Annotated in this window: 20 protein-coding genes and 2 rRNA genes (1 of these 22 only partly in view); 13 read left to right on the top strand and 9 right to left on the bottom strand. The window is 43.8% G+C overall.

Features of this window, described 5'->3' with window-relative positions:
* The 4 genes from GSF04_RS21630 to GSF04_RS21615 all read left to right on the top strand — a co-directional run.
* Positions 1-759: ribosomal RNA gene (locus GSF04_RS21630) — 23S ribosomal RNA — on the top strand; it begins 2,126 nt to the left of the window's first position.
* 116 nt (positions 760-875) lie between these two features.
* Positions 876-989: ribosomal RNA gene (rrf, locus tag GSF04_RS21625) — 5S ribosomal RNA — on the top strand.
* Positions 990-1,615: 626 nt separating this feature from the next.
* The gene (locus GSF04_RS21620) at positions 1,616-2,230 is read left to right on the top strand and encodes a trimeric intracellular cation channel family protein (RefSeq protein WP_211858771.1); all 615 of its coding nucleotides are present in this window, start codon (positions 1,616-1,618) and stop codon (positions 2,228-2,230) included.
* A gap of 17 nt (positions 2,231-2,247) precedes the next feature.
* Positions 2,248-3,765 carry a YifB family Mg chelatase-like AAA ATPase gene (locus tag GSF04_RS21615; RefSeq protein WP_211858770.1) on the top strand — a complete coding sequence of 506 codons (1,518 nt, stop codon included), beginning with the start codon at positions 2,248-2,250 and terminating at the stop codon, positions 3,763-3,765.
* Between the two features lie 46 nt (positions 3,766-3,811).
* Here the strand turns inward: GSF04_RS21615 and GSF04_RS21610 are convergent, their stop codons facing one another.
* Together GSF04_RS21610 and GSF04_RS21605 are read right to left on the bottom strand one after the other, a co-directional pair.
* Entirely contained in the window at positions 3,812-4,507 is a 696-nt protein-coding gene (locus GSF04_RS21610) for a response regulator transcription factor (protein WP_010605961.1), read from the bottom strand.
* Between the two features lie 225 nt (positions 4,508-4,732).
* Complete coding sequence (locus tag GSF04_RS21605) at positions 4,733-7,186, bottom strand: prolyl oligopeptidase family serine peptidase (protein WP_211858769.1); 2,454 nt, start codon at positions 7,184-7,186, stop codon at positions 4,733-4,735.
* A gap of 166 nt (positions 7,187-7,352) precedes the next feature.
* Here GSF04_RS21605 and GSF04_RS21600 point away from each other — a divergent pair, with 166 nt between their 5' ends.
* Positions 7,353-8,480, top strand: coding sequence for a hemolysin family protein (locus tag GSF04_RS21600; protein WP_211858768.1), 1,128 nt, complete (start codon positions 7,353-7,355; stop codon positions 8,478-8,480).
* Here GSF04_RS21600 and GSF04_RS21595 read toward each other — a convergent pair.
* On the bottom strand, positions 8,464-9,672 hold the full coding sequence (locus GSF04_RS21595; RefSeq protein ID WP_045990536.1) for an EAL domain-containing response regulator: 1,209 nt from the start codon (positions 9,670-9,672) through the stop codon (positions 8,464-8,466). The two genes, GSF04_RS21600 and GSF04_RS21595, sit on opposite strands and share 17 nt — an antisense overlap.
* Before the next feature lie 210 nt (positions 9,673-9,882).
* On the opposite strand from GSF04_RS21595, the gene GSF04_RS21590 reads away from it, so the two are divergent.
* Complete coding sequence (locus GSF04_RS21590; RefSeq protein WP_102055963.1) at positions 9,883-10,893, top strand: site-2 protease family protein; 1,011 nt, start codon at positions 9,883-9,885, stop codon at positions 10,891-10,893.
* Positions 10,894-10,923: 30 nt separating this feature from the next.
* Here GSF04_RS21590 and GSF04_RS21585 read toward each other — a convergent pair whose 3' ends face one another.
* A complete protein-coding gene (locus GSF04_RS21585) occupies positions 10,924-12,237 on the bottom strand; it encodes a TIGR00366 family protein (protein ID WP_211858767.1) in 1,314 nt (437 codons plus the stop codon).
* A gap of 220 nt (positions 12,238-12,457) precedes the next feature.
* Here GSF04_RS21585 and GSF04_RS21580 point away from each other — a divergent pair, with 220 nt between their 5' ends.
* Entirely contained in the window at positions 12,458-12,685 is a 228-nt protein-coding gene (locus GSF04_RS21580) for a hypothetical protein (protein ID WP_010376621.1), read from the top strand.
* A gap of 3 nt (positions 12,686-12,688) precedes the next feature.
* On the opposite strand, the gene GSF04_RS21575 is transcribed toward GSF04_RS21580, so the two are convergent.
* Positions 12,689-13,633: an AEC family transporter gene (locus tag GSF04_RS21575; protein WP_249122424.1), complete on the bottom strand. Its 945-nt coding sequence runs from the start codon at positions 13,631-13,633 to the stop codon at positions 12,689-12,691.
* Positions 13,634-13,695: 62 nt separating this feature from the next.
* Between GSF04_RS21575 and GSF04_RS21570 the strand changes: the two genes are divergently transcribed.
* Positions 13,696-14,064 (top strand): YacL family protein, encoded by a 369-nt coding sequence (locus GSF04_RS21570; protein WP_211858766.1) that lies wholly within the window; start codon positions 13,696-13,698, stop codon positions 14,062-14,064.
* A gap of 63 nt (positions 14,065-14,127) precedes the next feature.
* On the opposite strand, the gene GSF04_RS21565 is transcribed toward GSF04_RS21570, so the two are convergent.
* A complete protein-coding gene (locus tag GSF04_RS21565; RefSeq protein ID WP_088531994.1) occupies positions 14,128-14,829 on the bottom strand; it encodes a 2OG-Fe(II) oxygenase in 702 nt (233 codons plus the stop codon).
* Positions 14,830-14,858: 29 nt separating this feature from the next.
* Here GSF04_RS21565 and GSF04_RS21560 point away from each other — a divergent pair, with 29 nt between their 5' ends.
* Positions 14,859-15,257 (top strand): thioesterase family protein, encoded by a 399-nt coding sequence (locus GSF04_RS21560; protein WP_010605953.1) that lies wholly within the window; start codon positions 14,859-14,861, stop codon positions 15,255-15,257.
* Here GSF04_RS21560 and GSF04_RS21555 read toward each other — a convergent pair.
* Complete coding sequence (locus GSF04_RS21555; protein WP_211858765.1) at positions 15,238-16,332, bottom strand: hypothetical protein; 1,095 nt, start codon at positions 16,330-16,332, stop codon at positions 15,238-15,240. The genes GSF04_RS21560 and GSF04_RS21555 overlap by 20 nt on opposite strands.
* 50 nt (positions 16,333-16,382) lie before the next feature.
* Positions 16,383-19,205 carry an excinuclease ABC subunit UvrA gene (gene uvrA / locus GSF04_RS21550; RefSeq protein WP_211858764.1) on the bottom strand — a complete coding sequence of 941 codons (2,823 nt, stop codon included), beginning with the start codon at positions 19,203-19,205 and terminating at the stop codon, positions 16,383-16,385.
* A gap of 180 nt (positions 19,206-19,385) precedes the next feature.
* Here uvrA and GSF04_RS21545 point away from each other — a divergent pair, with 180 nt between their 5' ends.
* From GSF04_RS21545 to GSF04_RS21530, 4 genes are all read left to right on the top strand, one after another.
* Positions 19,386-20,132, top strand: a complete 747-nt coding sequence (locus tag GSF04_RS21545) for a transporter substrate-binding domain-containing protein (RefSeq protein WP_010376631.1) — start codon at positions 19,386-19,388, stop codon at positions 20,130-20,132.
* Between the two features lie 139 nt (positions 20,133-20,271).
* Positions 20,272-21,639: an MFS transporter gene (locus GSF04_RS21540; RefSeq protein WP_211860103.1), complete on the top strand. Its 1,368-nt coding sequence runs from the start codon at positions 20,272-20,274 to the stop codon at positions 21,637-21,639.
* A gap of 17 nt (positions 21,640-21,656) precedes the next feature.
* Positions 21,657-22,310, top strand: a complete 654-nt coding sequence (ssb, locus tag GSF04_RS21535; protein WP_010376633.1) for a single-stranded DNA-binding protein — start codon at positions 21,657-21,659, stop codon at positions 22,308-22,310.
* A gap of 255 nt (positions 22,311-22,565) precedes the next feature.
* Positions 22,566-24,152, top strand: coding sequence for an EAL domain-containing protein (locus GSF04_RS21530; protein WP_211858763.1), 1,587 nt, complete (start codon positions 22,566-22,568; stop codon positions 24,150-24,152).
* Between the two features lie 27 nt (positions 24,153-24,179).
* Here the strand turns inward: GSF04_RS21530 and GSF04_RS21525 are convergent, their stop codons facing one another.
* On the bottom strand, positions 24,180-25,085 hold the full coding sequence (locus GSF04_RS21525; protein ID WP_211858762.1) for a pyridoxal-phosphate dependent enzyme: 906 nt from the start codon (positions 25,083-25,085) through the stop codon (positions 24,180-24,182).
* Positions 25,086-25,135: the final 50 nt, after the last annotated feature.

Genomic DNA, 25,135 nt, shown 5'->3' with positions numbered 1-25,135 from the left:
AGTTTCTGTGGAGCCGACCTTGAAATACCACCCTTGTAGTGTTGATGTTCTAACTTAGGCCCCTGAATCGGGGTTGAGGACAGTGCCTGGTGGGTAGTTTGACTGGGGCGGTCTCCTCCCAAAGAGTAACGGAGGAGCACGAAGGTTTGCTAAGTACGGTCGGACATCGTACGGTTAGTGTAATGGTAGAAGCAAGCTTAACTGCGAGACAGACACGTCGAGCAGGTACGAAAGTAGGTCATAGTGATCCGGTGGTTCTGAATGGAAGGGCCATCGCTCAACGGATAAAAGGTACTCCGGGGATAACAGGCTGATACCGCCCAAGAGTTCATATCGACGGCGGTGTTTGGCACCTCGATGTCGGCTCATCACATCCTGGGGCTGAAGTCGGTCCCAAGGGTATGGCTGTTCGCCATTTAAAGTGGTACGCGAGCTGGGTTTAGAACGTCGTGAGACAGTTCGGTCCCTATCTGCCGTGGGCGTTTGAGAATTGAGAGGGGCTGCTCCTAGTACGAGAGGACCGGAGTGGACGAACCGCTGGTGTTCGGGTTGTGATGCCAATTGCATTGCCCGGTAGCTACGTTCGGAACTGATAACCGCTGAAAGCATCTAAGCGGGAAGCAGGCCTCGAGATGAGTTCTCACTTTGACTTAGAGTCAACTGAAGGGCCGTTGAAGACTACAACGTTGATAGGCGAGATGTGGAAGTGCTGTGAGGCATTAAGCTAACTCGTACTAATTACCCGTGAGGCTTAACCATACAACGCCAAAGTGGTTTATAAGCGACAGAAGTTAATAGACTAAAGTAGACAAAGAATTTAATAGCTTTTTCCGGATTTACATTGATGAGGGAGACTTCATTGATGAACAGAATTTCCTGGTGACTATAGCGTTTTGGACCCACCTGACCCCATGCCGAACTCAGAAGTGAAACAAAACAGCGTCGATGATAGTGTGGATTACCCATGTGAAAGTAGAACATCGCCAGGGACAAATAAGAGAAACCCGTTGCAGTAATGCAGCGGGTTTTTTGCTATGTGTGATTTGAAAACCTCGCGAGGTAAACTCGCTCCTACTCCCACCACAGTATCAGCACAGTGCAACATGGTAGGAGCTGGTTTACCCGCCGATAGGTTGCAATGTAAGTTTCGGCAAAAAAACCATGTACATCAAAATCTGTTTCAGCAATGTGATAGTTTTTTGCTGTTTGGGGTATAGAGATTTAATACCAATTGTATTAGGTAAATGAGCTATTTGAAGCGGAGAAATAGCTTTAGTAGCTAGGCAAAAATTTTGCTATTTAGTTGTTCTAAATGAGAAATTTTTAACGACGCTAATATGGTATTTCACCCTTCAAATTGATTGGAGACTTAGTGCAATTGGTATAAGATATAAAACCCTCGCAAGCCAATCAACACATCGCGAGGTGAACTCGCTCCCACCATAGTATAATCATAGTGCAACATGGTAGATCGTTTATCCGCAAGCATTCATCCTAAACATTTCATAAAGTCAATTTTCTCACCACATTGATAGCTGTAAATATCGGCGATGCTACTACCTTTTGTGTGAGATCTTCGTTATGATTTTGCTTTTGTTTCACAACTAATTACGAAATGTCAGAACTCTATCATTGGTTTGATCTCTTGGGTGTTATGGTTTTTGCAATCTCGGGAACCTTAATTGCGCATAGTAAACATATGGATGGCTTTGGTGTGATTGTCCTTGCGACGGTGACTGGTATCGGAGGGGGAACATTACGAGATTTGATTTTAGATCAACCCGTTTTTTGGCTTCATGATACTAGCTATATTTACGCTATTTTATTTGCTGTCGCTGTGAGTATATGGTGGCTAAATCAGCATCAAAATATTCCAAGAACTGTACTGCAGGTTGCTGATGCTATTGGGCTTGCTTTTTTCGCTGTAATGGGAGTACAAAAGGCTTTAAGTATTGGGATGCCTGACACTACAGCTGTGATCATGGGCGTATTGACTGGGTGTTTTGGTGGAGTCATCAGAGACGTATTGGCCCGAGAAATCCCACTTCTTCTAAAAGGAGAGTTATACGCGATCACCTGCATTTTTGGCGGGGTAGTCTATACTCAAGCAATTAAATTGGGCATGGCAACAGAATACGTAATGGTATTGTCCATGGCGGCAACCTTGTTATTGAGATTAGCGGCTATGCGATACCACTTGGTGTTACACGTATTTAACTATAAATATTAAGTAAGCAGGAGACATGGATGTCTTTAGCAAGAGTCTTCACTCGAGCACAAGTTGGTATTACCGCACCCGAGGTAATTGTTGAGGTACACCTTAGCAATGGTTTACCTGCCTTTAGTATTGTTGGATTACCCGAAACCTCAGTTAAAGAAGCCAAAGAACGCGTTCGTAGTGCGCTTGTGAATGCTGGCTTTTTATTTCCAGAACAGCGTATTACAGTAAACTTAGCACCAGCAGATCTACCCAAAGACGGTGGCCGCTTTGACTTTGCAATCGCACTCGGTGTTCTCGTCGCATCAGGGCAGTTAGATAGCCATGCTATTGCTGATAAAGAGTTTTATGGTGAGCTTGCGTTAAATGGTGAGCTGAGGACGGTCACAGCGATTTTGCCATCTGTTATTGCAGCAGCGAAGGAGGGGCGAACTGCTTACCTACCAATTGGTAACGATGCAGTTGCGAGCCTCGCCGCTGATGCCAATCGTGTTGCCATAAGCTGCTTGCGTACAGCTTGGTTAGGCTTAAGCGGCCAGCAATCACTCAGGTTTAATCAACTCTACCCAGATAATTTAAATATTGAAGCTTCAGGTGGGAGCTTGCTGGATATGGCTGAGGTGAAAGGGCAAGAGGGGGCGAAGCGAGTACTAGAAATAGCCGCGGCAGGTGGGCATAACGTTTTATTTCTTGGTCCTCCTGGCACTGGAAAATCGATGCTTGCTCAGCGCCTACCCACGATAATGCCATTAATGACTGATAATCAGGCATTAGAAACAGCTTCTATCTATTCCATACTGGGAAAAACAATCAGCCAATCAAACTGGAAAACAAGGCCTTTTAGAGCTCCACATCATACTTGCTCTGCGGTAGCCTTGGTTGGAGGCTCGTCGAACCCAAAGCCTGGGGAGATATCATTGTCAAATAATGGCGTTCTATTTTTGGACGAGTTGCCAGAATTTGATAGGAAGGTACTGGACTCATTACGTGAGCCGATGGAAACGGGCATGGTAACGATTTCGCGCGCAGCTCGGCAAGTTGATTACCCTGCAAACTTTCAACTGATCGCAGCATTAAATCCCAGTCCAACAGGTTGCTACACTGACAAAAGAGCGTCTCCAGATCAAGTATTGCGCTATTTGGCTAAGATTTCAGGTCCATTTTTAGACCGAATAGATCTACAAGTAGAATTACCTCGTCTAAAAACGGAAGAGCTACAATCCCAGAGTGATGGAGAGTCTAGCGCGACAATAAGGGCTAGAGTGGAGCAGGCCTATAAAACAGCTTTAGCACGTCAGGGAAAGTGTAATGACCAATTGAGTGTAAAAGAGCTAAATCATATCTGCTATCTTGCTGATGCTGAACGTTTATTTCTAGCAAAGGCTGCAGAAAAACTAAAGCTATCACCACGTTCATATCATCGAATAATCAAGGTTGCACGTACCATTGCAGATCTGAGCTCTACACCTAATATTGGCTTATCACATTTAAAGGAAGCGCTTAGTTATCGCGCGTTGGAGAGGCTGTTAGCTCAGTTAACACAGTAGTAGCCAGCGGCATTTCAATAGAGAGGGGGCGTATTATTGGTAAAGATTAAGCTGACAACATATAACCTTTACCACGAACCGTCACAATGCGTTTTTGCTCTTTTTCATCGCCGAGTTTTTTGCGTAGTCGGCCAACTAATACATCAACCGTTCTGTCACTTGGGCTCCAATCAGGTTGCCCAATGTCTTCTGAAATACGCTCTCTGGATGTTGCCCTTCCAGCATTGGAAATAAGACAAATCAATACTTTATGCTCTGCTTCGGTAAGTCGAGACTCAATACCATGTTGATTGATTAAGGTACGGTTATCAGGGTGTAGTTTAAAGTCAGCATATTCGATAAACTCTTCCGATTCATCGTCTTTATTACCAACTAAACGTTTGTATAAGGCACGCATACGCAGTTCAAGCTCAAGCGTATCAACAGGCTTACAGACGTAGTCATCAGCACCTTGCGCAAGACCTGCGATTCTGTCGGCTTGAGAGTCTCGACTGGAAAGCATGATGACACCAAGGTCTGATAAGGTATTAATTTCTTTCGCAAGTTGCAGGCCATCAGTGGCGGGTAAAACAACATCAACAATAGCAAGTGCAAATGGGTTTTGGGTTTGAGCTTGAATAAGCTCAAGCGCAGTAGCACCCGTATTGTCTACAGTGATACTGAACTCGGTATTTTCAAAGTGACTACACAGTCGCTTTGCTAAGAGTTCATCATCTTCAACTAATAAAACCTTTATGCTCATGTTTTCACTGTTAATTGTTGTTTAATTGTCGTTAATATAACACTGAGAGATCGCTGCTTGGAAGTGCATGAAACGAATTCTTACAACTCTGTATCTGGCACGTTAACCTGACAACCTAGTTCGATCAAGGGGAAATCAAGCTTTATTATTAAATTATATACAATGATGTGTTTGATTGCTGCTTCGCTAAACAAAAAGGCGACACAGAGTGCCGCCTAGCGTTGATTACTTACCGTATAGATGTTCCCACCATTGTGGCTCTTGCTTTAAATGTTTGTCGAAATAAGCCAGCATGGTGTTCCACCAATGGAAACGCTGGTCGCGAGCCAAAATTTGATGATCTGCGCCTTTGTATTCGACCAATTCAACATCTTGGCCAAGGATCTTCAATGCGGTATACATATTGTGACTTTCACCTGGCGGCACATTGGTATCCGCGTCACCGTGAATTAACAATAATGGCGTTGTTACTTTGTCTGCATTAAATACCGGGCTATGTTGTGAGTAAAGCGTTGGATTGTTCCAGGGGAAACTTCCTTTTGAGGCCTCGCCAGAATACAAATAACCCCACCAGCCTTGGCCCCAGTATGAAGTAATATTAGAAATACCAGCATGTGAGATAGAAGCTGAGAATAAATCAGTTTTTGTTGTCAGCAGCATAGTCATGAAGCCGCCGTAAGAAGCACCTAAATTACCTAAACGCTTGTCATCAACGAAAGGGTAGGCTTTCACAAACTCTTTGGTACCCATGATGATATCGTTAGCGGTGTGTTCACCCCAAGCATTAACGTGTTCTGCTGAGAATTTCTGACCGAAACCTGTCGCACCAGTTGGTTGCAAGACATAAACAACATAGCCTTTTGCTGCCCATAAGTTAAATGGGTAACGCCCTGTAAAGCCACGAGTCACTGGAGAAGTGCCACCGTAGTAATAAACGAGAGCTGGGTATTTTTTAGCTTTGTCTAAATCGTGTGGTAGATACACGCGGCCTTTAATCTCCACGCCTTCAGTATTAGTAAAATTAAACTCTTCTAGGTTGGCAATTTCCGCATTCTGGTATGCGATATTTGTTGAGTCCCAGAGCGTGTCAGCTCGCTTATCTGAGGCAGACATGGTTTTTAACTGCTGTGGAGTTGACGCAGTAGTTCCTGTGAATAAGATCTCTGGATTACGTTCACTAGACACTGAATAATTCGTGACAACATCCAGTCCGGTATTTAAGCGTTTGAAAGTGGACTTACTTTCGTCGAAGAAGAAAAGCTGTTGACGATCTTGGTCAGTCGCTTTCAGTACCACATCGCCATTACTGAGTACGGTAAAGCTGCTTATGGCTGGATCAAAGTTTTTACTCAGTGCTTTTACATTGTGGCCTTTGCGATCTATCCAATAAAGTTGGCCATCATAGTTATTCGCGAGCATACCTTCAGGTAAGTTGCGCCCCGCACCTTCGGCAAAATCAGGACCTGCAGTTACATAAATACCATTTTTAGTGTATTGCGCGCCACTAAATGTACGATACTGGCCAATGACACTTTGCTGATTGTTTGTTAGATCGATTTCTATTAGCTCTGTCAACATGTGAGGAGGTTGCGCGTAGTCTTGCTTATTACGCGTTGCTAAAACCGTGTTTGCTTGTGCGTCAAAGTCGGCCAAGCTGTGGCTTTGTGCGCCAACGGTCACAGGATTAAGTAGCCCACTTTTGATATCGAGTAAGAAGATTTGCGATTGGGTGCGAGCATATGACCATCTATCTTCTAAACCTTGATAATGTTTAGTCAGTTTGCCTTCTTCTTTGCCGCTGTTGGTCCAAGTAAAAATAAGCGTGTCATTATCAAAAAACTCTATACTATTCGCGCCATTGAGCTTAGTAGCAACTTGAGTACGTTTAAAGGTTTTTACATCTAGGACGTAAGCTTTATTGTCTTCTAAATAGGTGAGTTTGCTGCTGTCATCACGCCATGCAAAGCCAGTTGCAGTCATGCCATCGAAACTGTAAAGCATGTCACCATCTTCATTGTATAAAGCTGTTTCGGTGATTGCTGCGTTGCCTTTTTCATCATCATAGTGGCGTACGGTAGAAATGTAATATTCGCCGTTAGGTGCAAGTGAGATAGCACTCACTGTTGGAGCATCAAACAATTGCTTTGCAGACAGCGCTTTGGTTTGTTTTTCTGTTAGCGTGATAACGTCATGCGCTGCTTCACCTTCAAAGCTAAGATCAACTTTATTCCAGTCATTTACCTGCTCAGCGATTACGAGGATTTGATGATCGCCCTTGACTACATCAAGCTGAACTTCTTTAACACCGGCGACTGGCTCTCCATTTAGAAATACTTTGGCTTTCTCGACGCCCTCAAGCTTGAGTTTACCTGAAACAAAACGTTCAGTAGTGAAATTAAACTTTAGAGCCTGCAGTCCAGGTATTGTTAATTGTGTTGTTTTGTTTAGAGGCTGCCATTTGCTTTCATTATTGAATAGCGTTACCTGTTTAGCGTCTTGTTGTAATGATGGTAGCAGGTTTTCAATAATTGCATCACGATGAGCTGTATCCACTGGCTTTATTGTTGATTCGCCTGCGATGGGACCCAAAAATTGTATTTTTGATTCGTCTAATGGGCTTGCTGAAAGTTGTGTTGAGACTGCCGTAAATAGTAGAGTGACAGCTGTACGTAGTTTCATTTATGTGCGCCTATTGTAGGTAATTATACGATAAAACTATATCATAGTATTTTGAACCGGTTGTATTGCTGCGATAGACGTCCTAAATTTAATAGTCTGTGTTGATGAGCAACATAACGTATGTGGTTGAGCAAACACTTAGCGTTGAATAAAGAGGAGAACTTACTTGGTTTTATTATTAACCTACATGTTTTTGGCAATAGCTATCTCTTTTATCTGTTCGGTGATGGAAGCGGTGCTACTTAGTATTACGCCAAGTCATATAGGGATCTTAAAGCAAGACAATGATGCACTAGCATCGCGAGTTCAACGCCTTAAAGATAATATTGATCAGCCTTTATCTGCCATTCTAACGTTAAACACCGTTGCGCATACCGCCGGTGCTGCAGGGGTTGGCGCGCAAGCTGCTGTGGTATTTTCAGATGCAGCTGTCGGTATTGCGTCAGCGGTGATGACGCTACTGGTTTTGGTGCTATCAGAAATCATTCCGAAGACCTTAGGGGCGACTTATTGGCGCGGATTAACGCCTATCGTTTCCAGTGTGTTGGTATGGCTAGTTCGAATATTGAAGCCATTTGTGTGGATGTCTGACCAACTTACAAAAGTGATAGGTCGTAAAGAAGATGAGGCTCACTATATTCGTCAAGAAATCGAAGCAATGGCGGAGATAGGCTCTGAAGCAGGCGCGTTGCACCAAGATGAAACTGAAACTATTCGCAGCTTGTTGCGCTTTCGCCACGCCAAACTCGAAAGCATCATGACACCAAGAACGGTGCTATTTAAAGTGCATAAAGATATGACAGTACACGAGTATTTGTCTGAGCATGGTTCAGTTGCCTTTTCTCGGGTGTTGGTATTCGATAAAAACACAGATGACATCATCGGCTTTGTACACAAGAATGACATTATGCTGGCTTATCATAGACTTGGAGAAGAATATAAAATTGGTAAGCTATCTCGCCCTCTTTATACCGTACCAGAGACGCTAGCTGCGCCAGAGCTATTCAAAGCGTTACTGGCAAAGCGTCTACACATTGCGCTTGTCATTGACGAATATGGCGATGTACAAGGCATAGTGACATTAGAAGATTTGCTTGAATCATTAATGGGAATGGATATTGTTGATGAGCGAGAGCAAACTACCAATATGCAAGCTGCTGCTAAGCAAAAGTGGCGAGAGCGCGTTGATAATCATGATAATTTGATTGAAGACAGCGACGAAGCTGAAGAAGCGTCTGAAACGCAAAGCGATGGAGAGGAAACTGCCTCTCCAGAGGTTAAGGGTTCGAATTAATCATACGCTGCCAAGAGTGTATCCACCCGACTAGGTCTGTTAGTGGTTTAGGTTTACTGATTAAAAAGCCCTGCATTAACAGGCTATGCTTGTAGCGGTCAAGGTATTGTAGCTCTTCAATCCGCTCTATACCTTCAGCTACTATGTCTAACTGTTGATTTTGTGCGATGTCGATTAAGCTGTCGATAAGTACCTGTGAAAAGCGATCGGATTCCACATGGGTTATTAAAGAGCGGTCGATTTTGATCTCGGTAAACGGCAAAGACTTTAATTGCTGAATATTGGTAAATCCAGTACCAAAGTCGTCTAACGAAATATCAAACCCCCGGATCCGTAACCGGTTCATTGTTTCCAGTTGAATAGACTGATTCATCGGTTGGTTTTCGGTAATTTCTAAAATGATATCACTAGGCTTTAAACGGTTTATTTCTAGAATCAGTGCCAATTTATCTGGACAGCTTAAATCATTTAATTGCACAGGTGATAAATTAAAAGCCAGTTTAATCGGATAATTGAGTTCAGATTTGATTGCTTTAAACTCGTCCGTTGCCTTTTCAAAAAGCTGGAAAGTAATGATGTTGATTAGATCGGTATCTTCGGCCACGCCAATGAAATGGTCTGGTAAAATGACCTGCTCGGTATTTTTAGACACAATACGGGCAAGCACTTCGACACTTTTTATCTTTTTGTCACCACGGTGAACCTTTGGCTGATAGTAAGGCGTAATTTCATTGTGACTAATGGCGTGCAAAAGATCGCTTTCGGTCACCTTTTCAATACGGCTACGTTTAACAGTGGTATACGTCTCCATTTTTTTGAGCATGCGCTCGACATCAACCAATTGTACGGGCTTGGAAATATTGCCGATAAGATGTGCATTGGACTGTCTGGCAAGGTTGGTTGCTAGATCAATAATCTTTTCGTCCATTTCGGAAATAATAATAATGCCGCCAGAGAACCTTAGCTCTCCTAGTTGGCGAATAAACTCCATGCCATCCATTTCGGGCATATTGAGATCTGTAAAAATGGCGTCAAATTGATGAGGAGTCTGCCGTATTTTTTCTACAGCATTCACCGCACTTGAGCAGGTTGTGACATGCTCAATACCAAGCTCAGTCATAATAGCTTGCATTACGACGAGGATCGCGGGTGAATCATCTACTACCATTATCCGATGTTTTGCTAATGACATTAACAATTCCTTCGTATACCTTACCTCCTTAAAGTCTAGTACAAATAATTTAAAGTGCTCAAATCTCAAAACGCTTTAAAAGGTGATTTTTACTCAATTTGAAGCGCAATAATGACACTTTGCCTGCATTTTTCTAATTCAGATTTCGGCAGCACTTTATGAAGCGGGCGCTTTTAGCGATAATGCCCTAAATGACCTTTGGATCTGAATATGAATAGAGTCGAGCTTTCGCTAGCGGACAAAGCGGTATCTATCTTTTTTAACCAACAACAAGTAGTACAGCTTTTTGTCGAGCAACAAGCGATTACCTTTGAAGAGCAACATAATGGCATTTTCGCGACCATTGATGGACAAGCACTGGCGGTAAATACAGAGCAGTTACCTCAGGGGTTACTTGGTATTGCAGTAAATGGATCTGAGCTTCGGTGGCTCGAAGTGAGCACCGAGACACCTAAAGAAAAACGCAGCTTATTTGGTTTGGCAGCATTGGGCTTAAAGTTATTTAAAAGTGCCAAGGTGGTCAAAGCTGCGTTGGCTGGCGCATCCGTGGCAGGGTACGCATGGCTATTTTCTTGGCAGTTTGCGCTTATGCTTGTGGCTTGCTTAGTCGTTCATGAATATGGCCACGTCCGCGCGATGCGCTATTTTGGAATTAAAACAAAAGGCATCTATTTGATCCCTTTCGTTGGTGGCCTGGCTGTAAGTGACGATAAGATCACGACCCGCTGGCAAGATGTAGTTATTTCGTTGATGGGACCGGCCTTTGGTTTGATAACCTCAATCCTTGGAGTGGTGTTGTATTACGCGACAGAGATGGAAATCTTTGCTGGTGTTGCAGTATTAAGTGCGCTGTTGAACTTATTCAATTTACTACCCATTTTGCCGTTAGATGGTGGGCATGTTCTAAAAAGTATAAGCTTTTCAATGCGCTCTTGGGTGGGGTTATTAGCGTGTATGGCAGGAGTATTATTCGGCCTTTGGATAAGTTACACCTTTGGCTTAATCCTATTGGTGATATTCATATTGATTGGTAGTTTTGAAATCCTGATTGAGTGGCGTGGCCGTAATTACAGTCACTTATTACCCCTTGACCGATATGGGCAAGTGGTCAGCGCCATTATGTATATAGTTGTTATTACAGGTCATGTTGCGGTAATGATGCATTTTGCTGATTCAGAGAATCCAATCCTAAGCTTACCAATGAAAATTTTATCAAGTTAATCTGTGTAAGAAGGTGCGTTACGCACCTTCTTACAGAGGCAGCAACAATAAAGTTGCGATAATTACACCCGTTACCAGCAATTGTACTAGGCAAAATCCCATAATATCTTTGGCTTTAAGACCTGCAATTGCAAGTACCGGGAGTGCCCAAAATGGCTGGATCAGGTTAGTCCAAGCATCACCCCATGCAACTGCCATCGCGACTCTGGCTATGTCCGCATTAAGCGTTTCTGCTGCGGGAATAATAATTGGTGCTTGTACCGCCCACTGACCGCCGCCTGAAGGCACGAATATATTTACAAGGCCTGCACTTAAAAAGCTCCACAGCGGTAATGTCCATTGACTGCTAATAGAAACAAATCCTTGAGATATTTGTTGTGCTAGTCCTGTTTCAACCATCATAGCCATGATCCCAGCATAAAAAGGAAACTGGATCACGATACCGGCACCACCTTGAATTGCTTGTTGTAGGCTATTGAGAATATTTGCAGGGGTTTTGTGTAGCAGCATGGCTAAGAACAAAAACAGGGCTATGACGATATTCAATGTCAATGTGCCTGCATTAAATATAAAGTAAAAGCCCAAGTAGCTAAGACCGATTGCTCCTCCTAACATACCAAGCCATGAGGCATTTTCTAATTTTGCAGCCGGAGTATTGCGGGTACTGATATCATTACTTTGTTCAATGAGCTTTTCTTTATCAACAATAACTGCGTCATCATCTTTGGGAAGCATTAGTTTATTTATAAGTGGTAAAACGATAAAAATACTAAGTACGATGAGTAGGTTAAATGGTGCAAAGATTGTCTCTGAAGTGGTAATAATACCTATGTTCTTTTCACTAAAGTGCCCCGGAGTTGCGATAGTCAGGGGGACTGAGCCTGATAGGCCTGCGTGCCAAACAACAAAACCAGAGTAAGCACTTGCCACTAACAGGCGATAATCAACTTTCACTTTTCGAGCGATGGCCTTTGCGAACAAAGCTCCGACTACTAAGCCAAACCCCCAATTTATCCAGCTGGCGCTCATCGCAACACAGGTGGTGAGTATAATTGCTTGAGAAGGAGTTTTAGCTAGGCCTGCGATACGGTCTAGCGCTTTCGCTATTGGAGGGGTAACAGCAAGCATGTGACCACATAATAAAACTAACAACATTTGCATCGCAAAAGTAAGCAGCTTCCAAAAGCCATTACCCCATGCCTCAAGCACCATGACAGGTGTTGCTGGAGTAAACAATGTAGCGAGTACCATCACCAAAAAAGTGAGTAAAAGCACAATCACAAATGGATCGGGTAGATACTTGTCGACTAATTTTGTTAGCGGGGTAGTAAACTTGCCAAGCATAAGACATCCTGTTTTCATTATTATTTTATGCAAATCAAAGTGATTGAATTACGCATCATAATATAGCTAAACTTTAAGCTAAAAGTTAGTGGTTTAGGCTAACTTATAGTGAACAGAAAATAATGAGTTTCATTGGTTTCCTTTAAAATCAAAGTATTAGGGTTGGCATGAAATCTGATATATTAAAAAGAAAGACTTTAAGTAACTAAGAGAGGTAACTATGTCTGGACAAGGTTCTGGTGGTAATGTAATTGCAGCGATTTGTAACGTCTTTTTCCCTGGCCTTGGTCAGTTGGTTCAAGGTCGTATATTGGCGGCTTTAATCTTCGCAATTGTTGTTGTAGGTGGGTATGCACTGTGGTTTTTATTGGTTCCACCTGTGATTGCAGCCGTTTTCCATTTGTGGGCTATTATTGATGCTGCTAAGTATACGCCGCCTAGGTATTAACGGTTATACCAAAAAGTATAACCACCCAGTCAGGCTGACCATACTCAGCACAGTAGACAGCACAACGGTAGCCGCAAGCGTTGCTTGTTGGCTGTCGAGCTGTCTAGCAACAAGATAAGCATTGACTCCTAAAGGAGAGGCACTCATTAAAGTCACCACCTGAACTTGCTGAGTTGCCAATCCTAAATAAGTGGCAAAGAGATAAACCAATCCTGGTAGTAGCGTCAGTTTTACTGCACTTAGCCATATTGCACCGTGTAACTTTCCTCGCACGCCGTACTGTACCAAGCTCGCACCCAGAATAAATAGCGCCCCTGGAATGGCAGGTTTTGCCAACCAGCTAAAGCTTTCAAGTATTAAGCTTGGTAGCTTTAACCCAACAACGTTTAATATCAAACCACTCGTAATACTTATCACTATTGGGTTTAACAGCAGGGGTTTGACAATATCTACCTTATTTTTGTGTCTTGCTGCCAGTAAAAAAGTCATAAAAAACAGCATCGCACTGTGGAATGTAATAATCATAAATACCATGGCAGCGGCTTGCTCACCGAGTGCCATTAGGATAATCGGTAATCCGACTAACACGGTATTAGAGTAGGTGCCACTTAATGCTAATGCTGCACTGTCTGCTTTTGAGCGATGTTGCGCTTTAAAGAGAAATAGGTATAAGCCTGCATAAGTCAGAGCGACTGGGAGATAAAAGGATAATAACAAGGGACCCGTCGCAAGGCTTTCCAGATCTGCTTGCACCATACTGCTAAATAACAGCACAGGAATACATAAATTAAAGATAAAAGTACGCAAGCCATCAAGCTGATTGATGGCAATAAAGCTTATCTTTGCACTCAAAAACCCAGCAATAACGATAAAGATGAGAGGAAATAAGATCTCAACAGGCGACATGCGTTGACCAATAATCGAGTGGTTAAAAGGTAATTCTATCAATGAATGCTTAGCGGACGCCACTTAGGTATAATAAAAGAAGGTGATTTAGTTAAGAAGTAAAGATGGAATACCAGTTTATTCGTGACCCACTTTCTGGGTTTCGAGCTCGCTTAAATGACGAGCATGCGTTGATAGGTCGGTGGCTGAGCGAAGAGCTTGCACATGAGTGTATTGTCAGCCTGCTGACACAGCTTGAAAACCTGCCAAATCAAAAAGAAGAGCTTGTGTTGGCTGGAAAAGAGATCCGCGCCACGTTCACGCCGCAAGAAGCATTATTTGAAAGCCACGCTCTGTTTCATGAAAGTGATGACATAGCACAATATCAAGAAGACGCGCTGGCTTTAGATGAATCGGGTATGATGGCGGTGTGTGGCTATGAAGATTTTTTACCCATGCTGGTAGAGTGGGCCGAATTTACCAAAGCTAAATAAGTTCTGTGGGGTCTGCTGATCTTGCATGCTTGAGTTCAACAGCCCCTGAAGTATAGAGATAGCTTATTTGGGCGTACCATAGAGTTGCTCTGCTCTATTAAATAACACCCACGAAGTGAGTATATACTTATCATTAGAAACCGGAATATTGCCTCTATGTGTATGTGTAAAATACCCTGGTGCTATCACCATAGAACCTTTTACTGGGGCAATTTTACGCTGCTGATAATAAAACTCGGTCTCGCCACCTTCCTCGACATCATTAAGGTAGAACATAAATAACAGCACTCGGTGTAAGGCTTCATTATGGTCATGTTGAGGGTAGACTTCGCTGTGCCAGTAGGGGTAGCCGCCTTTATTTATTTGATAGCGCTGGGCTTGGATAGCACCTAAACGAAATAGCTGCTGAGCAAGGACCGGGAGTTGTGGCTTGCCGACTTCTTCAAAGTTATCCACAGTGAGGTCGACAGGCTCACCAGTTTTGGGGTGATACACTTTAAGCCCAAATGCACCGATGATCATAAAGAAATGTTCTTCAAGATATTCAAATAAGTGCTTTGCCGTAACCTGTTGAATGTGTTGTAACTGTTTGGCATAGTCAGGATAGGAATTTAGATAAAGGTCGTGACTGACTTTTTTACTCAAGTCGACACCACCAGATGTAGTCCCCTGTTTTAAATGTGGGCTTTGATCGAAGGTCTTTACGAATTCATCGCAAAAGTCTGAACTGAGTGCGTTATCGTAAACGCGAATAAAATCACTCATGTTTTTCCCTAGTTTTTATTGGAGTTATTATGCTGTCTGAAAAGCTTATGCCGCGTTTTTGCGACACAGATGTGCTTGGACATATCAACAATACCGTACTCCCTGTATGGTTTGAAGCCGCGCGCACACCTATTTTCAAAATATTTACACCAGATTTAAATCCAAAAGAGTGGAAATTGATTGTTGCTAAAGTCGAAGTCACTTTTAAAGGGGAGCTATTTTATGGTCAAGAGGTCGAAATAAAAACGGCTGTTGAACATATCGGCAACAGCTCATTTGTCATTTTGCAGCAGGCTTGGCAGCATGGAGAATGCTGTGCTGAAGGTAAAACCATTATGGTGCGATATGACTTTGCGGTTAAGCAATCTCAACCGCTGAGTCAGCAAGAGCGCGATGCGCTAGGCACCTTTATGGTTGCTGCGGCTTAAACTGATGACCAATTGCCGCTGAAATACAAGGCTTTACTGTATAGGTGTAGCCGTATTCTGCGGCGTTATCCGGCATGATCTCTAAGATCTCATAATCGTTTAATTCAACAATATTACTGCCTTCGCTATGTTCACAACGTGAGTTTCCGTCAGACTCAAAGCGAAAGATAAAGTAAGCCAGTATTTGGTTAAGCACATCGTTATAGTTTTTGCCTTGCTCGTGCAAATCGGGGTTGGGATCGTTATTAATAGATACCGTTAACGACTCCGGCTCATCTGCTGTGGACTTTGCTTCATCTTGTTGTGGAGTATCGCCACTCATGTCGGCCACTTGTGGCTGAGTTTCCGATGCTCCTTCGTTTTCTTCTGTGGAGTCTGCAGAGCGCGATTCTTTCGCGTTGGCTTGGAAAGAAATTCCGTCCTCATCTATTTTGAAATCAGAAGAAAACTCAGTAAATGCGGTTGAAGCACCTGATTTAGCAATGCCAAGCACCAAAAAAGCCAATAAAACAAAACACATGATCAACCTGATGATTGCTGTTGTTGCCGGATAACGATAGTGATTCTGATGCCAAAAAGGCTTTATTCGTAATGGTTTAAGTAGGAAAAGCACAACGACATAGCAGGTCATAAAGAGTTGCGCGAGAATTAACAAGAAGGTACTGGTAATAAAAAACCAAGTAGGTAACGACAGCAACACACTCAAATTATGTGTGTAAGGGAAATTATCTGTGTTGACCCCAGTTAAATCATTGATACGGCCATCAGCTTGCACTAACACAAAGTTGGCGATAAAGGCATAAAATAACAGTATTAGTGCTTTACCAGGCACACTTTCCCAAAAGGTCATGATCCTTGGCCAGAATTCATAACATAGCGCCGTTACTGTGGTTATTAAGATCAAAAAAGCAGTGAAGTTATTATCTTCAGTTTCACTCAAGCTGAACATAAAAATGATAAAACTGACCAAATAATAGCGTTGAGCCAGCGTTAGGCTTTGCCAAAATTGGCCGATGGAAAAGCGCAACCTTGCTAGGTATGCGGTTAAGTTTTTTGGCGCGAGAAGTTGGTGCATAATAAATGAATTTGTAATTATTATGCACCAATAATAGAGACTTTTAGAAATTAAGACAATAAGGGCTTAAGGTACTTACCCGTATGCGAAGCCGCAAAGTCAGCCACCGTTTCAGGCGTACCTGAGACGAGTATTTGACCACCTCCTGCTCCTCCCTCTGGACCTAAGTCTACAATCCAGTCCGCGGTTTTGATGACATCTAGATTATGCTCGATAACCAGCACCGTATTACCATGATCGCGTAGACGGTGTAATACCGCGAGTAGCTGCTGAATATCATGGAAGTGTAGACCTGTGGTTGGCTCATCGAGAATGTAGAGTGTTTTACCGGTATCTCGTTTTGATAGTTCACGAGCGAGCTTAACACGCTGCGCTTCACCACCGGACAAGGTCGTGGCGGCTTGCCCCAAGCGAATGTAGGAGAGGCCAACGTCCATTAAGGTTTGTAGTTTGCGATTGATTGCGGGAATTTTATCAAAAAATTCTCGAGCGTCCTCAACGGTCATTTCCAACACTTCGTGGATATTTTTACCTTTATACAGCACTTCCAGTGTTTCACGGTTATAGCGCTTACCAGTACAGACATCGCAAGGAACATAGACATCCGGTAGGAAGTGCATCTCAACCTTGATAACCCCATCGCCTTGACAGGCCTCACAGCGACCGCCTTTAACATTAAAACTAAAGCGGCCAACCTTATAACCGCGTGAACGCGACTCTTGTGTCCCCGCAAATAGTTCACGGATAGCAGTAAAGATCCCGGTATAAGTTGCTGGGTTTGAACGTGGTGTGCGACCGATAGGACTTTGATCAATATCGATAACTTTATCAAAGTGATCTAGCCCATGAACTGATTCATATGGTGCAGCTTCTTGCGTTGTTGCACCGTTTAATTCCTGATGGGCAAGCTTGAATAGGGTGTCATTAATGAGGGTAGATTTACCCGAACCAGATACTCCAGTTACGCAGGTCATGAGACCAACAGGCACTTTTAAGTCGACACTTTTTAGGTTGTTGCCCGTTGCACCTTTAAGTTCAAGCCACTTGTCATCACATTGATGACGTTGCGCTGGAACTTCAATGCATTTCTCGCCACTGAGATATTGACCCGTTAATGAGTCTTTACTTTGCATTATCTCATCGCGAGTTCCCTCAGCGACGACATAGCCGCCGTGTACGCCTGCGCCTGGACCGATATCGATGATGTGATCGGCTGCACGAATGGCATCTTCGTCGTGCTCTACCACAATCACGGTGTTGCCAAGATCTCTTAGGTGCGTGAGTGTTTTAAGTAAACGGTCGTTATCGCGCTGATGTAGACCAATTGAAGGCTCATCCAGTACGTACATTACCCCCACGAGGCCGGCGCCAATTTGGCTTGCAAGACGGATCCGCTGAGCTTCACCGCCAGATAAAGTATCAGCACTACGCTCCAAAGAGAGGTAGTTTAGGCCTACATTGATCAAGAAAGATAAACGGTCGCGGATCTCTTTGAGTATTTTGTCCGCAATTTGTGCTTTTTGGCCTGTGAGTGCTAAGTCGATAAAAAATTGACTGGCTTCGCCGATACTCATCGTTGTTACGGTTGGCAGGTTGGTCGAGCCGATAAACACATGGCGAGCTTCCTCGCGCAGGCGTGAGCCATGGCAACTTGGACACGCTTGGCTGGTTTGATATTTGGCGAGCTCTTCTCTTACTGAACTTGACTCCGTTTCCCGATAACGGCGATTCATATTGTTTAACACGCCTTCGAACTCGTGATTGCGAGTGATAAGATCGCCTCTGTCATTACGATACTTAAACGCGATTTTAGTTTTGCCTGAGCCTTCTAATACCACTTTTTGAAACTTACTCGGCAGATCCTGAAATGGCGTTTCTAAGTCAAATCCATATTGCTCAGCAACCGAGCTTAACATCTGAAAATAGTAAAAACTGCGTTTATCCCACCCTTTGATTGCACCGCCAGACAAGCTTAGTTCTGGGTTTTGCACCACACGTTTGGGATCAAAATACTGCTTTACCCCCAAACCATCACAGCTTTGGCACGCACCTGCGGGGTTATTGAAAGAAAACAATCGTGGTTCAAGTTCGCTCATGGCATAGCCACAAGTTGGACAGGCAAAGTTGGCTGAGAAGATCAGTTCGTCTGCCTCGCTATCATCCATATAGGCGATTTGCGCAATGCCATCAGCCAAATCAAGCGCGGTTTCAAAAGATTCGGCTAACCGCTGCTCAAGCCCTGCTTTGACTTTGAAACGATCCACCACGACTTCTATGGTATGTTTTTTCTGTAACTCTAGCGTGGGTGGATCTGAGAGATCGCATACCTCGCCATCAATACGCGCACGAATAAAACCTTGGCTCGCAAGCTCTTCTAACAGTTTTACGTGCTCACCTTTACGGTTTTTCACCACCGGTGCAAGTAGCATGAGTTTGCTACCCTCTGGGAGTGCCAATACAGTATCAACCATTTGGCTGATAGTTTGTGCGGCTAACGGTAAATCATGCGTAGGGCATCTCGGTTCACCCACTCGAGCAAAGAGTAACCTTAAATAGTCGTATATTTCGGTAATGGTTCCCACGGTTGAGCGAGGGTTGTGAGAAGTCGACTTCTGCTCAATGGAAATCGCGGGAGACAAGCCCTCAATGTGATCCACATCTGGTTTTTCCATCAGCGATAAAAACTGCCTCGCGTACGCAGACAAAGACTCAACATAACGACGCTGGCCTTCTGCGTATAAGGTGTCAAATGCTAAAGACGACTTCCCTGAGCCAGAAAGACCCGTGATCACTATCAACTTGTCTCTTGGAATAGTGAGTGAAATGTCTTTTAAATTGTGGGTGCGGGCACCCCTAACTTCTATTTTATCCATACGACCCTTGTGTTTTTTCGTGCGCTGTACTGAGTACGCGATACTAATCCACTAAATTGAAACCTGGATCAGTCAAAGCATGATGTGAAGTGAACAGATTACCGCATCCCGAATACAAAATTAAGTTATCTCTGCTAAACGAACTAAACTTATTAAACCGATCAACTTGGGATATTGATTTTGTATCGACTTTTATTGCTTTTGGCGCTGCTTTGCCAAAATGTCTTCGCCTGTGAGCTGGTGGTGCGGTTTGAGAATTATGCGGCGCAGTCTAAGTTAAATGACGACCTTGTTTGGCACGGTATGGACGTTGATTTCGCTAAAGCCTTGTTAGATGAAGCTGGGTGTAGCTATCGTTTCGTGAGTATTCCTTGGGGTCGGGCGCTGAAGCTTTTAGAGGAGGGTGATATCGATCTTATTTTGAGCGTCACAAAAACACCAGTACGTGAACAATTTGCGTATTTTATTGGTCCCCAACGCATGGAAACCATTGTTTTTGCTATGAACTCAGGGGAGCCTCATCAGCTTGACTCACTTGAGTCGTTATTTCATCTGTCAAAGCCCATCGCTATTCAGCGTAATGCTTATTACGGTGAGGCGTTTACAGCTCGCCTTGCGCGTCGTACCGACAGTGAAACACAATTTATTTATGTACCCGACAATCAGGTAAAATTGAATTTGCTCAAAAAAGGACGGATCGCAGGGTTTTTAGAAGAAAAATTCAACATCCTGTATCAAAGTAAAAATAACCCTGATTTTGAAAAGTTTGCGATTAGCCCGTTGGTTATTAACGAAAACCCAGTATATTTTGCCTTTAGCAAGGCACGCACCTCGAGCGAGCGTTTGCAGCGTTTGAGTCAAGCATTTGAACGGGTTAAACGTAGCGGAAAATTAGATCAGATCACGGCCAAGTACGGCGTCAACTAGCGCTTTTCTCTCTCGAAGTAAGCCACTCAAATTCACGATGGTAACAATCGCATTGCAAAGATCCGTTCGCGCTAGTGTAAGTTAAGAAAAGAGTTTGTTAAACTTGCGCGTGATTTTCGATAGTGATGAATACCGCCTTATGTCTAATGACTCTTTAAATCCAACTGAAAAGCGCGCCGCGATTTCTCTTGCTGGCGTTTTCGCTTTCCGCATGCTTGGTTTGTTCATGCTGATGCCTGTGTTAGCTGTTTACGGCCAGTCTTTACAGGATGTCTCGCCACTGTGGATTGGTTTGGCTATTGGTGCTTATGGTTTGACTCAAGCTGTACTCCAGATACCCATGGGTTGGTTGTCTGATAAGTTCGGCCGCAAGCCAATCATCATTGGTGGGTTGTTGGTATTTGCATTAGGATCCGTTATCGCGGCATTAGCGGATTCAATCTATTGGGTGACATTTGGTAGAGCCCTGCAGGGGATGGGCGCGATTGCAAGTGCTTTACTTGCGCTTGCTGCGGATTTGAGCCGTGACGAGCAGCGTCCCAAGGTTATGGCGGTCATCGGCATGTGCATTGGTATGAGCTTTGCTGTAGCCATGTTATTAGGACCAATGATTGCAGCGTCTTTTGGTATCGCAGGGATCTTCTGGCTGACGGCGGTATTGGCAATTGTAGGTATCGCTATCATTACCTTTATGGTGCCAAATGCGGTAAATAAAGCCCCAAAAGGCGACACAATTGCAAGCTTTGCAGATACTCGTCGCTTGGTGCAAAACCCACAGTTACTGAGGCTTGATCTTGGGGTATTGCTATTGCATTTGACGCTGACTACAATTTTTGTAGCCTTGCCAGGTCAGTTGATCCGTGACGGCCTTGCAGCAGATAGGCATTGGCAACTCTACATTCCGGTATTTTTACTCGCCTTCATTTTGATGGCACCGATGATGATAGTGGCGATCCGCAAACAAAAAGAAAAGCAGACATTCTTGTTGTCTATTGCAATGCTAGTAGTAAGCTCGGTTACTTTGTATTGCTTTGTAGATTCACTTTGGGTGATCGCAGGTGCAATGCTGGTCTATTTTATTGCCTTTAATTTTCTCGAAGCAACTATGCCTGCGTTGGTTTCTCGCATAGCTCCAGCCAACCAAAAGGGATCGGCGATGGGAGTATTTTCATCTGGCCAGTTTCTTGGCGCATTTATAGGTGGAGCTTTGGGTGGTATCTTGGCACAAAATTTTGCGGTCGATACGATATTTGCCGCAACGGCCATTATTGGGGTAATATGGTTTGTTATCGCATGGGGCATGCAAGTGCCACCTAAGAGCAAAGCGATCAGCTTAGTTTCTGCTGTAGAAAATGAGCAACAAGCGACGGAATTGGCAGACCAATTGGTTTCATTACCTGGGGTACTTGAGGCCACGGTAGTGAGAGATGAGAATCGTAGCTACCTAAAAGTAGATGATAAAATTTTTGATTTGAAGCAAGCCAAGCAAGTGCTGGGCTTGTCATAGTGTGAGGAGACAATGCCATGGCACGTGGTGTTAATAAAGTAATTTTGGTAGGTAATCTGGGCCAAGATCCTGAAGTTCGCTATATGCCAAACGGTAACGGCGTGGCTAACATCAGCATTGCAACTACGGATAGCTGGAAAGATAAAAACACCGGTCAATTGCAAGAGCGTACAGAATGGCACCGTGTGGTGTTGTTTGGCAAACTTGCGGAAGTTGCGGGTGAGTATTTAAGAAAAGGCTCGCAGGTTTACATTGAAGGTCGTCTACAGACTCGTAAGTGGACAGATCAAAGCGGCCAAGAAAAGTACACAACGGAAATCGTGGTGGACATGGGTGGCCAAATGCAAATGCTAGGTGGCCGTGGCGAGCAGCAGGGTCAAGGTGGCGGCCAGTACCAAGGTGGTCAACAGCAGCAAAATAATTATGGCCAGCAAAGCTATAATCAAGCGCCTCAGCAGCAATATTCGCAGCCACAGCAAAGCCAGTCAAACCAACAGCAAGGTGGATTCGCACCACAGCAATCGCAACAGAATTCTCAGCAGTCTTCTGGATTCGGTGGCCAGTCTCAAGGTGGTTTTGCACCACAACAGAACCAAAACAATGGTCAATCAGGTGGTAGCTCAAATCCTATGGAGCCACCAATTGACTTTGATGATGATATTCCGTTCTAATTTCTGGTGTAGCATCTACGAAAACCCTAGCATCATGCTGGGGTTTTTGTTTTTTACTGGTATAAATATCTCTAAGAAAATGGTGACAAGTAAGCTTAGATAGAGCTTACCATCTTGTACGATTAATAAACTTAACGCATTTCTAGTTTTGGCTCAGTTGCTTATCCTTTCTGTACAATTAAAAGCCGCATCTCGCTTGAGTTTTGCACTATTTTGAACAACACTTCAGTTATCTTTCCACCCAATAAAAACATTATGCCAATTCAGCTGTTAGATGGATTTAGTCGTCAGTATCAAAAAAAGCTAGTCGCGGTAAGTTTGGCGGTGTTGTTGTGTCTAAATTTCCTTCTTAATCATTTATTGCACCTTCAAGTTCACACACAAGGAGAAGAAGCCGCGGCTGAAATTTCGCAGCTATCAGCTGAAGCTTTTGCTATGGGAGTAAGTGAAATAGCTACGAAGTATGGTTTTTCGTCGTTACCTATTGCGAATGCAGAAGAACATCAATTTGTTGCCGATGATCAAACCGTTACCTTGTACCATGAATCTATATGGATAAGTCATGGATATATATTGATATTTTTCAATTTGTTGTCAATTGGGCTGGTGTTATTCGTACACCGGTGGTGGTTTTTATACGGTAAGGCTGAGTCTACCTCACATGCGCAAAAGCCTGTGGCTTTACCAGCCCCCGCTCCTGAAGGGCAGTACGCACTATTTGCGTTAATCCATTGGCAGTGCAGTACGCCTAAAGAAGTTGATCTGCAGTTACATTTTCAGCTTGCGCTGGTTAAAGGCGTTGGAGAGTTTGGGACGGTGGCAGTTAAATATCTAGCTTCTGGGGCATTAGCCGTGACAGTAAAGCAGATTGGGGCGACTAAAGGTATGGATTTGGTAAAGCAAATGCACGAAATCGTTTATCGAGTGCTGTTAGAGTTTCGGGGGGATTTATCTCGCAGCAAAGTGAAACTTGGCGCTTGTTTTTATCAGGAAAATAAACAACAGACACAGGTTTATCAGAGCGCAAAATCAGCGCTTTCGATCGCGCAAAATCAAGTGTGGCAACATACTCATTTAGTTCATCTCACAGAGTTATTGGCAAAACGCCTTAACGAAGATGGTGAGGCTTTGCTGAGTTATCTGAAAGCCGGACAGTTTTCCTTATTCTTCCAGCCGTTGTTCGACTTTTTAGCCGAAGACGTAATTGTAAGCGAAGCGCTACTAAGAGTGACTCACAAAGAAATGGGGCGAATTTCGGCCAAGCAGGTGATGCAACACCTCTATACCCCAGAGCAATTTCAGTTTCTGGATAGAGCGATAGTTAAACAGGTGTTGTCTGTTTATGAGCAGGAAAGGAATTTTGGAAAGGTAAGTATTAACTTACATATTTCGAGTTGGGTGGATAGCCAGTTTATTGATTGGCTAGAGGGGCAGCTCATTGCGTCTCATAGTGGTGCGGCAATTGGGTTTGAACTTAGCATAGAAGAGGTCTATCAACATGGAGAGCGATTGCTAGCAGCTTTTGATAGGTTGAACCGACTTGGGTGCGATATTTATTTGGATAATGTTACGCAGGCTCTGACGCTAGGGCGCTCACCGCTTGCCGAGTTGGTAAAAGCTGTCAAGCTTAGCTATGAGCTGGTACACGGCATTGAAAAGTCTGCGTATCGTAAACGCACAGTAAAGCAAATAGTCGCTCAAGCAAGAAGCTTGGGTATTCCCGTGTATGCAGTGGGGATTGAAACCGTTGCTGAACTGAGTTGCATCAAAGGGCTTGGAGTGAAAGGGGCCCAAGGTCATTATTTCTCCGCACCGTTACAACAGCTCGCTGATATTCACTAAAACGCTAACCGCATGAGCTGATTAGGTCTACTTTTTATTTGCCAGATATCTCAAACCATCTAATCCTTGTAAGCCGCCGGTATGGATTGCGGTGATCACACTGCCTCTTTTGAAGTATCCTTGTTGAGCCAAAGTGAAAATGGCGTAAAACAGTTTACCAGTGTAAATAGGCTCAAGAGGCAAACGATATTTTACCTTCATTTCATGACAAAAACTCAGCAATTCAGGTGTAGTATTGGCGTAACCTCCGTGGTGAAAATCATGGAGTAGCTGCCATGGCGCACGGCGCTGAATTGTGATTAATTCATGTATTTCCTGTGCTAGGTATTCAGCACCTTTTAGTACCGTAACACCTAAAACCTGCGTGTGGTTAGGCAATCCCGAGATTAGTCCTGCCACTGTGCCGCCACTACCCACTGCAGTCATGACATAATCACTTTGAGGCAAGGAATGCGCTAGCTCTTCAACGCCTTGCAGTGCAAGTGCATTAGTGCCGCCTTCTGGTATGAGATAAGCATTAATAAACTTGGCTTGCAGAGTTTGAATGTATTCAGGTTGATTTCTTTGTCGATATTCGACTCGACTCACTGGATGAAGTGTTAGCCCGCAAGCGCTTGCCATTTTTAGCGTTGGGTTGTGCCGGTCAATCTCTGGGCCTCTAACAATTAAGTGACCTTTGATTGCGAAAAGTTTGCACGCCATGCTAGTAGCATATAAGTGATTGGAAAACGCCCCGCCAAAAGTGACTAACTCTTCAAGGCCAGCTTGCTTTAGGTGGAGTATGTTGTATTTTAGCTTACGCCATTTGTTTCCTTGGATCACAGGATGGAGCAAATCATCACGCTTAACCTGCAACGTTAAACCGTATTTATCCAATGTCGGGTGGTGGATAGTTTGGATTGGTGACTCGGCGATATTGGTGATGGTTTGCATGATGAAATCAGTCTGATATTTTGCACACTATAATAAATAACCCGAGCGTT

This window comes from Pseudoalteromonas sp. A22 (assembly GCF_018141345.1).
In the GTDB taxonomy this organism is placed as follows: Bacteria; Pseudomonadota; Gammaproteobacteria; order Enterobacterales; family Alteromonadaceae; genus Pseudoalteromonas; species Pseudoalteromonas maricaloris.
This window is presented reverse-complemented; position numbering and strand designations above follow the sequence as displayed.

Coding starts and splice junctions, on each gene's coding strand:
- GSF04_RS21595 (WP_045990536.1), bottom strand. CDS start 9,672: ATGTCATTAGCAAAACATCGGATAATGGTAGTAGATGATTCACCCGCG.
- GSF04_RS21605 (WP_211858769.1), bottom strand. CDS start 7,186: ATGAAACTACGTACAGCTGTCACTCTACTATTTACGGCAGTCTCAACA.
- GSF04_RS21590 (WP_102055963.1), top strand. CDS start 9,883: ATGAATAGAGTCGAGCTTTCGCTAGCGGACAAAGCGGTATCTATCTTT.
- GSF04_RS21620 (WP_211858771.1), top strand. CDS start 1,616: ATGTCAGAACTCTATCATTGGTTTGATCTCTTGGGTGTTATGGTTTTT.
- GSF04_RS21525 (WP_211858762.1), bottom strand. CDS start 25,085: ATGCAAACCATCACCAATATCGCCGAGTCACCAATCCAAACTATCCAC.
- GSF04_RS21615 (WP_211858770.1), top strand. CDS start 2,248: ATGTCTTTAGCAAGAGTCTTCACTCGAGCACAAGTTGGTATTACCGCA.
- GSF04_RS21560 (WP_010605953.1), top strand. CDS start 14,859: ATGCTGTCTGAAAAGCTTATGCCGCGTTTTTGCGACACAGATGTGCTT.
- ssb (WP_010376633.1), top strand. CDS start 21,657: ATGGCACGTGGTGTTAATAAAGTAATTTTGGTAGGTAATCTGGGCCAA.
- GSF04_RS21570 (WP_211858766.1), top strand. CDS start 13,696: ATGGAATACCAGTTTATTCGTGACCCACTTTCTGGGTTTCGAGCTCGC.
- GSF04_RS21565 (WP_088531994.1), bottom strand. CDS start 14,829: ATGAGTGATTTTATTCGCGTTTACGATAACGCACTCAGTTCAGACTTT.
- uvrA (WP_211858764.1), bottom strand. CDS start 19,205: ATGGATAAAATAGAAGTTAGGGGTGCCCGCACCCACAATTTAAAAGAC.
- GSF04_RS21540 (WP_211860103.1), top strand. CDS start 20,272: ATGTCTAATGACTCTTTAAATCCAACTGAAAAGCGCGCCGCGATTTCT.
- GSF04_RS21610 (WP_010605961.1), bottom strand. CDS start 4,507: ATGAGCATAAAGGTTTTATTAGTTGAAGATGATGAACTCTTAGCAAAG.
- GSF04_RS21530 (WP_211858763.1), top strand. CDS start 22,566: ATGCCAATTCAGCTGTTAGATGGATTTAGTCGTCAGTATCAAAAAAAG.
- GSF04_RS21555 (WP_211858765.1), bottom strand. CDS start 16,332: ATGCACCAACTTCTCGCGCCAAAAAACTTAACCGCATACCTAGCAAGG.
- GSF04_RS21585 (WP_211858767.1), bottom strand. CDS start 12,237: ATGCTTGGCAAGTTTACTACCCCGCTAACAAAATTAGTCGACAAGTAT.
- GSF04_RS21580 (WP_010376621.1), top strand. CDS start 12,458: ATGTCTGGACAAGGTTCTGGTGGTAATGTAATTGCAGCGATTTGTAAC.